This is a genomic window from Enterococcus sp. DIV1375a (genome assembly GCF_051712205.1).
Classification (GTDB): Bacteria; Bacillota; Bacilli; order Lactobacillales; family Enterococcaceae; genus Enterococcus; species Enterococcus faecalis.
The window spans coordinates 2530486-2543175 of sequence record NZ_JBIOOM010000001.1; the positions used below are offsets into that span (position 1 = coordinate 2530486).

The following is a 12690-nucleotide window of genomic DNA, read 5'->3' on the forward strand; positions in this document are numbered from 1 at the left end:
TTCATAACGACTTGAAACAGTCAGCTATGAATTGAGAAGTATCATTGGAGTGTCATGCACCGTGACACTGAAAGTAAGTTTTCGATGATTGGCTCTATCATCACTCCAGATAATCTGGTACCCTTTCAGGTGAGTTTTACCTCCAGAAATTCTATATGAGCCATAAGAATTTCTGACTTCTTTCATCCACATTATAGCTAAATCATAGCCTCTTGTCAAATAAAAGCAAACAATTGTTCTCTAAATTCAAACAAGATATCTATTCCCACTGAACAGAAAAAAGATTCACCAATTTTACCTTTGAACCTTTTTTCATTTATGCTTTTATCAAGCAATTTTTTTATATGGTTACATCGAACCTTTAAAAACATCTTTATTCTTAGCAAAATAATCAACACCAGAGTAAATGGTGAAAATCAAGCAGGCATATAGCATGATTTGATCTAGTGGTAGATGAAGTGCTGAAAATGGAATGTTGTTAATGAACAGTAAAATAATTGCAACCATTTGGGTAGCTGTTTTTACTTTTCCTGGCCAAGCTGCTGCCATTACTTCGCCATGTTCGACTAATAACAACCGTAAACCAGTTACTGCCAATTCACGACAAACAATAATTGCTACAATCCAAGCAGGTACTTTGCCTTGACCAACTAAGACGATAAAAGCGGTCATCACTAGCATTTTGTCCGCTAATGGGTCCGCAAATTTTCCGAAGTTCGTCACCAAGCCTTGTGCACGGGCAATTTTGCCATCCAACCAGTCTGTAAAACTAGCAACTGCAAAAATAATCGCGCCCACTAATTGGGTAACGGCTAACGTTGTGTCGCCAAAACTAATCGTTCCCCAGTCCATCGGCACCGACACAATAATAATAAAAATCGGAATCATAAATATTCTTAAAACTGTTAATTTATTTGGTAAATTCACTTCAATTGCCCCTTCCTTCTCCTGTTCTATTTTACGTTATCTTGCTGGCAGTGTCACGAAAAAAAGAAAAGAATCTGGAATAATTGCCGTTTGACAGTTTATCCAGATTCTTCTTACACCATTTCTAACGATACGTAATCCCTAATGTAACATCCTTACGAATTAAAACTGGCGTTTTTTCCAGTGTTAAATCGGCGCCATCGACTTGAATGGCGACGTTATTTGAGGCGCCTAGAATCAGTGTTGCATTGGCGGCATTCGCAGGTAAAGCTGTTGTTTGGGTCTCTCCTGCTTGCAGGGTGTGTTGGTACGTATAGTTGCCATCGACCATCACGCCAATCCAGCAAGAGCCTTCAGTCCCTTTAAAGGTAATGTTGATTGGACTATTCGCATCTTTAACCGTTGCAGTCACTTGATTGTTGGCATCACTCACCACAGCCACAGCTGTTTTCTTCTCTGGTTCGCTTGAAGAAGACGGCGGTGTACTACTTTGTGTGCTACTTTCTGGGGCTTGACTTGATTCTTTGGGTTTTTCCACACTGGCACTAGTTGCCGGTGTTTGAATAATCGGTTCGGCTTTTTGATCTTGCCACATAATGTACAGCACCACGACCGCAATGGCTAAACCAATTAACGAAAAGGCAATGGCTGGTAAGTTCCGCAGTAACCAACTGGATTGCTTTTCTTCGTCATGCAATTGCTTACGTGATCCTTCAAGCTCTTCATACACTGGCTTGGGTTCTTCGACAATTGCTGGTTCTTTGCCATCATAGATATCTACCAATTGATTGCCATCTAAGCCGACCGCACTTGCATATTGGCGGATAAACGCCCGCACATAAAAGGTGCCTGGTAAGGACTCAAAATCGTTTTGTTCAATAATTTCTAAATATCTTTTTTGAATTTTTGTCATTTGTTGCAGTTCATCAATTGAGATGTTCTTCTGCAATCTTGCTTCTTTTAGTGTTTCTCCAATATTTACGCTGGCCACTCGTCCATCTTCTCCAGTCTATTTTGTTAATTTATCGATTGTCTCATCAGTCTTTTTCAATTGCCAAGGAAAACATTCCCGTCCTTTAAGAATACCACAAAAGAAGCCAACTGAGGATAACAAAATTGAAAGATTTCAAAGATTTTTCTTTTTCTTAAACAGTTGGTTTATTGCTCGGTTTCTCCTTTAGGATACATGTAGAAACGGCTCAATCCTTCTTCACGAATAAAGGTCTCTGCTACTTGGCGGACGTCGGCTAATTGAATACTTTCAATGACTTCAATCTTATCAAACAGCGTGGTTTCCCCAAACAATGATTGTGAAAATTGGTTGGCGATATACTCTAAAGAGTTTAAGGATTGGAAATATTTACCAATCATTTTTTTCTTCAATAAGGACAAATTTTCTTCCGTTAATTCTGGACTTGTTGTGGCAGATAATAAAATAGCTTCAATTCGTTCTGCTAAGACTTCTGGTTGCTCACTATCGCCGCCAATATCCGCAAAATGGAAACTGCGATCTAAATTAAAGTCATAACTAAAACTATCATCTAACAAGCCTTCATCATAAAGAGCCAAATAGTTTTGAGAGGTATTACCAAACAATAATTGTAACAACAAGTTCACGGTGACTTGATATTTCATTAAGTCACGACCCGTTGTTGGCACTTCATCTAAGCCTTTCAAGCCAACAAGCACTTTTGCCCGTGTGACTGCCATTTCAATGGCGCTCTCTTTGACAATGTCAGCAGCTGTTTCTTCAGGAAAATGCCGACGAATAGGTTGGGCGGCAGGAAACTCTTTCGCCGCTTGGTTTTCACGAATGAACGCCATTAACGCTTCAGGGTCCATTTTCCCTACCACGAATAAGGTCATATTACTTGGATGATAAAACGTATTGTAGCATGTATACAAATCTTCTGCGGTAATCTCCGCAATACTTGCCACTGTACCGGCAATATCAATGTGCAATGGATGTTTCGGATAAAGGTTGCCTAAAATCCCAAAGAACAAGCGCCAGTTAGGATCATCTAAATACATTTGAATTTCTTGTCCGATGATGCCTTTTTCTTTTTCGACCGTTTCCTTCGTGAAATACGGCGATTGCACAAAATCAAGCAACGTTTCTAGATTTTGTGTCACTTGATCCGTCGTTGAAAACAAATAACTCGTTTTCGTAAAACTGGTAAAGGCATTCGCTGAAGCCCCTTGTTGCCCAAATTTTTGGAAAACATCGCCATCTTCTTTTTCAAACATTTTATGTTCTAAAAAGTGGGCAATTCCGTCAGGTACTTCAATCATTTCCTCTTGACCAATTGGCACGAACGTGTTGTCAATGGAACCATAATCGGTCGTAAACAAGCCATACGTTTTTTGGAAATCATTTTTCGGTAATAGGTAAACCTTTAACCCATTCGCCAGTGTTTCTGTATACAATGTTTCTTTAATTTGTGCATAGTCTTTTTTAATCATTTTCCGTTTCTCCTTCCAAAAAGAAGATCGCTTGAAGTTCCAAGCGTTTGGCCACTTCTTGGATTTCTGGAATAGTCACGGCATTGATCCGCGCAATCCATTCCTCCGCCGTCAGCATCGTCTGCGGCATTAATTCGTTCAAGTATTCTTTTTCCAGCCACGCGCCTGCATTATCTAACGCTAAGATATACTGATTTTTTAACATTGCTTTCGTTTGTTCAATTTCTAATTCGCTAATCTTACCTAAGCGAATATTTTCCAATTCTGTCGAAATCAAACGTAAGACCTGATTCCGATTTTTGCCATCGATCCCTGTTTGAACCGTCATGAAGCCACGGAAAGTGTCGATACTACTAGAAGCATAATACGCTAAATGCTCTTTTTCACGGACATTCATAAATAATTTAGAATGCGGGAAACCGCCAAAAATCCCATTAAACACTTGCAACGCAAAATAATAGCTATCGCCATAATAAATATCCGTATTGTAAGCCAAGTTTAATTTCGATTGGGCTAACACCTCACGCTCAGTCCGCTCTTCAATCACGTTGCGAATTGGTTGATTGTAGAAAATCGCGGCTTTGCCTTCTTCACGAGGTGTAAACGGTAATTGCTTGAATAATGGTACTAACTCCGCCTCATTGACATCGCCTAAAACAAAAATATCCACTTGATCTTCCGCCAGCATTTTTTGATAATATGCTGCTAATGACGCCGCTGTTTCCTCAGCTAACGCCGCAACGGTCCCGAAACTAGGGATTTTTTGATCCTCCGATTGATTAAAATAGACACTTTGAAGCGCCAAAGAAGCATAGGTTTGCTTGTCCTCCACAATACTTTCCAAGTACGCTTTCAAGTTCTCTTTCTCCCGTTGGAAGGTTTCCGCCTCAAATTGGCCCGCTTGAATATTGGGGGCAAAAATAATTTCCTTCAAAAAGTCCACCGCTTCGGCGAGAACCTGACTATCCTGTAAATAATGATCATTGACAATGTTCATAGAAACATTAAACCAATGTTGATTGCCTTTTTTGGAAACGCCAATCCCAAAGCTGGCGCCGTAAAGCTCCGCCAAACGCTCACTTAACTTGACTTGATTCGGGTAATTCAAGCTGTTGGTTTCCATCAAACTGGACAACAGCGTTCTTTTTGTAATGGTTTCATGATTTAATCGTGTATTAAAGCGGACTAAAAGACGCACCGTTTTATATTTTTCTGTAGGAATGACGTGTAAATTCACGCCTTTAACTAATTGAACAGACATTGCCGCATCGCTCCTTCATTTGCTTCATCTTACCTAAAGAATGCTGTGAAATATATGTATCGCGTAAATTCTAAAGCATTTTTTAATGTTTTTTCCAATAGCTCCATTATAACACAGCTTCAGGTGCTTTCTGAATGATAAGAGTTTTTCAGTTCAAATTTTCAAGAAGATTCGGTATACTGTTTTTAAAGTGAGGAGGGAAAAAAGAATGATTAAAGAATTTAAAGAGTTTATCATGCGCGGGAGTGTCTTAGACCTAGCCGTTGGTGTTGTCATTGGTAGTGCGTTTACAGCGATTGTGACACAAGTGGTGGAAGGCTTGATTACCCCGTTAATTAGTCTGATTTTTGTCTTGACGACTGGGAAAAAGAGCGCCGACGATGCATTGGGTGCCCTTGTTTATAAAGTCGAAGGCGTTGAATTCAATATTGGTAGCGTGATTAGTGCACTTATTACATTTTTAATTACGGCCTTCGTCCTCTTCTTGATTGTCAAAGCGGCCAACAAAATGAAAAACCGCGGCAAAAAAGAAGAAGCGGCAGAAGAAGAAGTGGTACCAACGAGCGAAGATTACTTAAAAGAAATTCGCGACTTATTAGCGGCGCAAACACCGCCTGCTGAAACTGTCAAAACAGATAGCACTTTCACAGAGAAATAAGCAAAAAGTCATCCCTTTAGGATGACTTTTTTGTTTGGACTTACACAGATGGTCCTGCGACGAGGTTCCACGTGATACTGCCTGTGTAGGCCCCTGCTTTGATATTGTTGGCTGGTGTTGTGATGTTTAAAGACGTATTAAACAGTGAAAATTGCCATAATCCTTGGCCTTGACCAGCTGCTGCGTTAGCCATTAATTGGGCTTCCCCGCCTAAATCAAGGGTCCAATTTTGCGGAGCAGCCAGTTGTGGTCTGACTTCTGGCGCAGAGACGGCTGTCGTCAGAGCTACATAGCTATTGTTTGTTGCCTCGTATTCCAAATCAAGTTGAGTAATCAGCGCCACTTTAATGTTGCCTTGTAAGCTTTCAGTGCCTAATTTTAGACCATTAGATTGGGCCGTTAAATGCCAGCCTTCTTTGCTCCCACGTACGTCACCAACACCAATCATTTCTGTATGGCCGTTGATGGCCTCTGGGTCTCTTTGGTTAAGAATTGGTTTCGTTAAATCATCAGAAATTGATAATTTCCCAAAATTAAATTCGCGAGGAATAAACAGTAAATCAAAGTTACTGTTTGAGCCATTCGGGTCTGGATCAACGGTATTGGCATCGCCGTTGCCATCTGGCAACGTGCCGCCTTCAAATGTTGCTGTGACTGGCGTATTCCCAGTGGTCACCGCCTGTGCTGAAAGTGGTGCTAAACTTGCGCCCACCACTGCGCTACCAACTAATAAACTTGCCATCATTTTCTTTTTCATTTGTGTTCTTCTCCTTTACGATTGAATGATTATTAGAGGGCAGACCAGCAGCAGTTACCAACTGATGGTCCGTCCTCTGTTTTTTTGTTGCTTGTGCTTAGATAGATGGTCCTGCGACGAGGTTCCATGTGATGTTGCCTGTGTAGGCACCTGCTTTGATTTCATTGGCTGGGGTTGTGATGTTTAGAGCTACGTCCTTCAACATAAATCCCCACATTCCCTGTCCTTTACCTACAGGAGCATTTGCGATAATTTGTGCATCTCCTCCAAAAGAAGCTGACCAATCCTTTGGAACTGGGAGATCAGGCAATGTTTCTGGATCAGTATCTGTTGGTGTGACCATGTTATAAATATTAGTTGTTTCAATATAAGTCAATCCATAGGCACTAATAGCTTTAAAATATATATTTCCCTGTAGACTTTCAGTTCCTGATGTCATATCGCTTGATTGGGCTGTTAAATGCCAGCCTTCTTTTGTCCCTCGTACATCACCCACACCAACACTGTCAAAATATCCAGGGCTCCGTAAAGGAATCGGTTTCGTTAGGTCATCAGAAATAGATAATTTCCCGAAAATATAACCTTTCGGAATAAATAGTAAATCAAAATCACTATTTGTAGCATCTGGGTTAGGTCTTACTGTATTCGCTCCGCCATTACCATCTGGCAACACCCCTCCACCAAACTCCACCTGCACTGGCGTATTCCCTGTCGTTACAGCCTGTGCCGAAAGGGGTGCTAAACTTGCGCCAACTACTGCGCTACCAACTAATAAACTTGCCATCATTTTCTTTTTCATCATAATATGTACGTCTCCTTTAACTGTTCTGAATTTCCAGAGCGCGCGGTTCTTTTTTTCTGCGCTTCCGAAGCTATAGCCTTATTATACAAGAATCTGCCCTCTTCGTAATTTTAAATATTTAACAGCCATTCGTAAAAACTGATGATTCCTTTAAAACCAAGCGTTTCTCTTGATTTCAAGCTTTAATTTCAGCACTTTTTGATATTTATAAATGTTATTTAATGATTTTTTCGTCAAATTCGTTTAAAAAACAAGGAGAAAACGTCAAAAAGTAAGAGTTGGACCTCTACTTTTTGACGTTTTCTCCTAAAATCTTATACATTTACCGGCGGTTCTTGCGAAAAAACCGTCAATTTTCATTTAATGACAGCCGTTTTTGTATTTGTTCGTCACGAAGACTTACAATTTACGGCGACGGGCGAATTCCACAAACTTAAATTTGTTTAAGCGGTGACGAGATTCCGTATAGCCAAAACAGCGGGTATCTTCCAAGTTCATGATACTACGGACCACGACGACATGATTGCCTTCCACTTCACCAATCAGCTGCTTGTCCATCTCTGTGAGCGGTTCCACGGTAATCTCTTTCTGGGCGTAACTAATCGCCAAGCCAAGGTCGTTTTCCAGATAATCGAAAATCGAATCTTCGGCACGGTGCTTCGGCAGTTCTGGGACAATCTCTTTAATCAAGTAATCAATATCTAAAATATCGACTTCCCCTTCAATCTCCCGTTGCCGAACTAAGCGCCACACAGGGGCCCCTTCCGTCCAACCAGTCAACTGAGCCAAGTTGCGCTCCACAGGAATTTCTTCTAAGGAAACCACATGGGTATGACTTTCAATATGTTGCGTTTGTTGTAACTCCTTGTAACTGGTCACCCCTGAAATAGGAAAATTAAATTTTTTAAAGTTTAAGACAATCGAGCCTTTGCCTTGTTTTTTCTGAATGTAGCCAGCGTTAATCAGTAAATTCAAGGCTTTCCGAATTGTTTCACGGGAAACATTGTAAGTTTCCACTAATTGATTTTCACTAGGTAATAAATCGCCTGGCTGATAGTCGCCTTGGACAATTTGTTGTTCTAATTCTAAAAATATGTCATGAAACTTGTTCATGCCGATCCTCCTCTACCAACAATTTCTTTTCTAAAAGCATAGCATATTCCCTCCGAAAAACCTAGAGCTGGTCAGAAAAATCCCCCGCACTTTCTGCCTTGCTTACGCCACAAACTCCCCCAGCCAAACCACTGCTTGACCGCCTTTTTTTCGGACCCAGCGCAGTCTGTTGCTGCCCCCTTCTGGAAAAGTTTTCCCAAGAATCTGGGGAAAATCCTTGTAATTCTGATTCGTTCATACTATACTGTAGTCAAACACAACATGTCTATACAAGTTTACAAGGAGGCGCCAAACATGACCATTTTAGAATTAACATTCGCAACGAACCAACTAACGACGACTTTTTTTAACCATAAATTGGAACCGCTTCACCAAAAAACGTTCCCTTTTGAAGCCTTGACTATCGAAGAAACGGTTCCTGAACTGTGCCAATTGATTGTGGCAGAGGCTGCGCCGATTCTGGGAGGGATTGTGGCTGATTTCCCAGCGGACTTCTTTTCGCCAGAGGAAACGTTGGCGCTGGTTCCGCAAGCGGTGATTCAAGCGTTCGCGGAACAGTTGAACACGCCACTTTTAACGGCAGCCGAACAAGCGGCGGCACCGAATCTGCTGGCAGCATTTGAAGAAAAACGGCAGTATCTGGCTTGGCATTTGGACTATTATGGCTACGTGCCTGGGAAAAATGAATATGCGGTGGAGTCCCTGTTAACTGTCGGCAATGGCTTTTTAGGCTTGCGCGGCACGACACCTGAGATGACGATTTCTGATGATCATTATCCAGCGACCTACATTGCGGGGCTTTATAATACAGCGGCTTCGGAAGTTGCGGGTCAAGTAGTGGAAAATGAAGATTTCGTCAATGCTCCTGACAACCAACACATCGCTTTAAAAATTGGCGATGCCACCGACTGGTTAACGATTTCTCCAGACACGCTACAACAATTACACCGTCAATTGAACTTGAAAACGGGGTTGTTTGTCGCAGAAATGATTTTGAAAGATGCCCACAATCAGCAAATTAAATTAACGACGAAAAAAATCGCCAATATGGCGCAGCCGAATGACTATCATCTGCAATATACGTTTGAGCCGTTAAACTTTTCAGCCCCGATTACTTTGAAAACCGTCACGGATGGCAGTGTCTACAACTATAACGTGGCGCGGTATCGCAACTTAACAGCGAAACATTTTCAGGTGACAGCATTAAGCGCGCAGGAAAACAAAACCGTGATTGAGGTTTGTACCAATCAATCCAACTTGAGCGTCCGAGAAACGGCCTTGATAACTGGTGATTTTTTTGAAAAAGAAGCCATTATGATTCAAGAAGAAGCGGAAAAAATCGCCCAAGTGGTGACCGTGATGGCGCACCAAGGAACGCGCTATACGCTAGAAAAACAAGTCTTTGTGCAAGCCAGCCACGCTGAACAAAGTTGGCAGGTACCGTTTACGCCGAAGGACTCTTTTGCGGCCGCCGCTCAGGAAAGCGCCCGCGCTTGGCAAACTCTTTGGCAACAAGCCAACATTACTGTGACAGGCGATTTGATGTCTCAAAAACTTTTACGGATTCACAGTTATCACTTGCTGGCTTCGGCTTCGCCTTTTAGTAACCAAGCGCAAGCATTGGACGTCTCGATTACCGCCCGAGGCTTGCATGGTGAAGCGTATCGTGGACATATTTTCTGGGATGAAATTTTTATTTTACCTTTTTATATTCAACATTATCCTGACACAGCGAAACAATTGTTGCTGTATCGTTACCACCGATTAGAGAAAGCGAAGGAGAATGCGGCGGCCAGCCAGTATCGTGGCGCAATGTATCCGTGGCAATCAGGGCGTGATGGGCGTGAAACCACGCAAAAACTTCACTTAAATCCGTTGAATGGACATTGGGGCGAGGATCATAGTATTTTGCAACGGCATGTGTCCTTAGCGATTGCTTACAATGCTTGGTTGTATTGGCATAGTACACAGGATCATGAATTTATGAAACAATATGGCGGCGAAATGTTGTTAGAAATCGCTCAATTTTGGAACAGCGCTGCGACGTTAGATGACGCAACAGGACGGTTCTTTATTGATAAAGTGATGGGACCTGATGAGTTTCACGAGGGCTATCCAGACCAAGCGGAAAGCGGCTTGAAAAACAACGCCTATACGAATTTGATGGTGGTTTGGCTATTCGAAGAATTAACCAACATTTTGGCACTTTTCTCTGAGGAAGAACAGGCACAACTTTTTGCCAAAACTCAGACTACTTCGGCTGATTTAGCCCGCATGCAGCAAATTCAAAATTCACTGGAAATTGAAGTTAATTCTGACGGTATTATTGCGCAATATGAAGGGTATTTCGGCTTAAAAGAGATTGACTGGACAGCGATGAAAGAGAAATACGGCAATATTTACCGCATGGATCGAATTTTAAAAGCCGAAGGGGAATCTCCCGATGATTACAAAGTGGCGAAACAAGCCGACACGTTAATGTTGTTCTACAACTTAGACAAAACTCGGGTGGATCAAATTTTAGAAGATTTAGGGTATCAATTGCCTGCGGATTATTTGGAAAAAAATCTTTTGTATTATCTAAAACGGACGTCTCATGGTTCGACTTTGTCACGAATTGTTCATGCCCAATTGGCAGAAATGGCGCAATTCCATGAGCTATCTTGGCAACTTTATCAAGAAGCGTTGTATTCCGATTATCGTGACATTCAAGGTGGCACGACCGCTGAAGGGATTCATACAGGGGTCATGGCTGCGACGATCCACGTTACTTTAGCGACGTATGCAGGCGTTGACACGCGCCAGAACGAGTTATCAATTTGTCCAAACTTACCTGAACATTGGCAAGCGCTGGCCTTCCAGTTTATTCATCAAGGCATGACGTATCAATTTTCATTAACACAAACCAGTGTCACGATTACAGCAGATAAAGACACACAATTATTGGTTCAGGGCGCGTTGATTCCGTTAACCGCCGAACGACCAAAAGAAGTACATTATCAATAAAGGAGCGAACCACAATGACGATTGGATTTATTTTTGATTTGGATGGTGTCATTACTGACACCGCCAAATTTCATTATCAAGCTTGGAAAGCGTTGGCCGATTCGCTAGGCATTTCCATTGACGAAACCTTCAACGAAACATTAAAAGGCATTAGTCGGATGGATTCCTTGGACCGCATTTTAGCCCATGGCCACCGTGAAAATGCGTTTACTCCAGCAGAAAAAGAAGCCTTAGCTCAGCAAAAAAATGATCACTACGTTCAATTATTAGAACATTTAACAACAGAAGATGTTTTACCTGGTGTCGTGCCATTGCTACAGCAAGCCCAAGCACGTCACATTCCCTGTGCCGTGGCTTCGGCTTCAAAAAACGCGCCCCTGATTTTGGAAAAATTAGGCGTGCGCGCGTACTTCGCCACAATTGTCGATCCCGACTCGTTAAGTAAAGGCAAACCTGATCCTGAAATCTTTTTAGCCGCCGCTGACAGTATTGGCGTGCTACCGCAAAACGCCATTGGCTTTGAAGATGCACAATCAGGCATTGACGGCTTGAAAGCCGCGGGCATCTATGCCGTCGGCTTGTCGGCCAGCCAACCCTTAATCGGAGCCGACATGCAAGTTTCTGAAATGACTGAACTAAGCGTTGATGCACTGCTCAATCGCTAAAGAATGACAAGAACCTTTAGCAGCAGGCACCTCTTTTCATCTACATTGTATCTATGCTAGAATGTAGATGAAAAGAGGGATACGCTAACATACCTCTCTAGTGTAGCGCCGTTTAAGACGGTGACCGATTTTTTATTGTCATTTTTAACAGCTTTTAGGATTTCACGGATTAACGCTAAATTTATTCGTACTATTCGGGAAAATGTGCTATAATGAAAACGAAAAGAGAGATATGCGTCAACATACCTCTCTGATGTAGAGCCGTTTAAGACGGTGACCAATTTTATTATTTAAAAATAACCGTACTGGTCAAAGTAGACGGTTATTTTTTATTGTCATTTTTAAGCAATTTCACAATCAGCGCAATCAAAGCGATGGTAAACATACCAAACCCTAGGATCGTCTGAATTGTCTCATATGCTGACAACAGGCCTCTCCTTTCTGTAAATTTTGGAAGTACGCTCATACGCACCACCTCACTTTCAGATTAGATAGCCACCGTGTTAACTTCTCTACTCTTAGATTATACCATGCAAAACTAAAAAATAATTAGTTTTAAATATATTTTTTTAGGTAAATGTGCTATAATGAAAACGAAAAGAGAGATATGCGTCAACATACCTCTCTGATGTAGAGCCGTTTAAGACGGTGACCGATTTAGTTACAAAAAATAACCGTACTCGATCAAAGTTGACGGTTATTTTTTATTGTCATTTTTAAGCAATTTCACAATCAGTGCAATCAAAGCAATGGTAAACATACCAAACCCTAGGATCGTCTGAATTGTTTCATATGCTGACAAAAGGCCTCTCCTTTCTGTAAATTTTGGAAGTACGCTCATACGCACCACCTCACCGAAAGGGGAAAGTCTCTGCTCCTACGCTTCTCACTTTGTTGCGATGCTCGTCGCAAAGCGCATGTTCCTTTGCGCTTGCCTCCGCCTTAACTTCTCTACATTTATCGTATATCATGAATACCTAATAAATATTCAGGTTGCAATATTTTTTTAGATAAAATGATTTAGAGAAAAAACCGCCC

At 41.7% G+C, this 12690-nt stretch carries 12 protein-coding genes; 3 read left to right on the forward strand and 9 right to left on the reverse strand.

From position 1 onward, the window contains the following. Positions 1 to 348: 348 nt before the first annotated feature. The 4 genes from pgsA to yfmF all read right to left on the reverse strand — a co-directional run bounded on the left by pgsA (position 349) and on the right by yfmF (position 4651). Positions 349 to 927: a CDP-diacylglycerol--glycerol-3-phosphate 3-phosphatidyltransferase gene (pgsA, locus tag IGJ63_RS12320; protein ID WP_002365382.1), complete on the reverse strand. Its 579-nt coding sequence runs from the start codon at positions 925 to 927 to the stop codon at positions 349 to 351. 124 nt (positions 928 to 1051) lie between these two features. Then, positions 1052 to 1918, reverse strand: coding sequence for a RodZ domain-containing protein (locus tag IGJ63_RS12325; RefSeq protein ID WP_002359020.1), 867 nt, complete (start codon positions 1916 to 1918; stop codon positions 1052 to 1054). Positions 1919 to 2085: 167 nt separating this feature from the next. Beyond that, complete coding sequence (yfmH, locus tag IGJ63_RS12330) at positions 2086 to 3390, reverse strand: EF-P 5-aminopentanol modification-associated protein YfmH (RefSeq protein ID WP_002380969.1); 1305 nt, start codon at positions 3388 to 3390, stop codon at positions 2086 to 2088. Further along, positions 3383 to 4651: an EF-P 5-aminopentanol modification-associated protein YfmF gene (gene yfmF, locus IGJ63_RS12335; protein ID WP_010820324.1), complete on the reverse strand. Its 1269-nt coding sequence runs from the start codon at positions 4649 to 4651 to the stop codon at positions 3383 to 3385. The genes yfmH and yfmF overlap by 8 nt, the downstream gene beginning before the upstream one ends. 208 nt (positions 4652 to 4859) lie before the next feature. On the opposite strand from yfmF, the gene mscL reads away from it, so the two are divergent. Beyond that, positions 4860 to 5309, forward strand: a complete 450-nt coding sequence (mscL, locus tag IGJ63_RS12340) for a large conductance mechanosensitive channel protein MscL (protein WP_002354883.1) — start codon at positions 4860 to 4862, stop codon at positions 5307 to 5309. Between the two features lie 40 nt (positions 5310 to 5349). On the opposite strand, the gene IGJ63_RS12345 is transcribed toward mscL, so the two are convergent. The 3 genes from IGJ63_RS12345 to treR form a co-directional block, all read right to left on the reverse strand. Beyond that, entirely contained in the window at positions 5350 to 6066 is a 717-nt protein-coding gene (locus IGJ63_RS12345) for a WxL domain-containing protein (RefSeq protein ID WP_438746557.1), read from the reverse strand. Positions 6067 to 6163: 97 nt separating this feature from the next. Continuing rightward, complete coding sequence (locus IGJ63_RS12350) at positions 6164 to 6865, reverse strand: WxL domain-containing protein (protein WP_438746646.1); 702 nt, start codon at positions 6863 to 6865, stop codon at positions 6164 to 6166. Between the two features lie 402 nt (positions 6866 to 7267). Continuing rightward, on the reverse strand, positions 7268 to 7981 hold the full coding sequence (gene treR, locus IGJ63_RS12355) for a trehalose operon repressor (protein WP_002354877.1): 714 nt from the start codon (positions 7979 to 7981) through the stop codon (positions 7268 to 7270). A 261-nt stretch (positions 7982 to 8242) separates the two neighbouring features. On the opposite strand from treR, the gene IGJ63_RS12360 reads away from it, so the two are divergent. Further along, positions 8243 to 10987: a glycoside hydrolase family 65 protein gene (locus IGJ63_RS12360; protein ID WP_438746559.1), complete on the forward strand. Its 2745-nt coding sequence runs from the start codon at positions 8243 to 8245 to the stop codon at positions 10985 to 10987. A 14-nt stretch (positions 10988 to 11001) separates the two neighbouring features. Then, complete coding sequence (pgmB, locus tag IGJ63_RS12365; RefSeq protein ID WP_002354875.1) at positions 11002 to 11652, forward strand: beta-phosphoglucomutase; 651 nt, start codon at positions 11002 to 11004, stop codon at positions 11650 to 11652. A 322-nt stretch (positions 11653 to 11974) separates the two neighbouring features. Here the strand turns inward: pgmB and pepG1 (IGJ63_RS12370) are convergent, their stop codons facing one another. Continuing rightward, positions 11975 to 12118: a type I toxin-antitoxin system toxin PepG1 gene (gene pepG1, locus IGJ63_RS12370; RefSeq protein WP_002392696.1), complete on the reverse strand. Its 144-nt coding sequence runs from the start codon at positions 12116 to 12118 to the stop codon at positions 11975 to 11977. Positions 12119 to 12349: 231 nt separating this feature from the next. Next, positions 12350 to 12493, reverse strand: coding sequence for a type I toxin-antitoxin system toxin PepG1 (pepG1, locus tag IGJ63_RS12375; RefSeq protein ID WP_002392696.1), 144 nt, complete (start codon positions 12491 to 12493; stop codon positions 12350 to 12352). Positions 12494 to 12690: the final 197 nt, after the last annotated feature.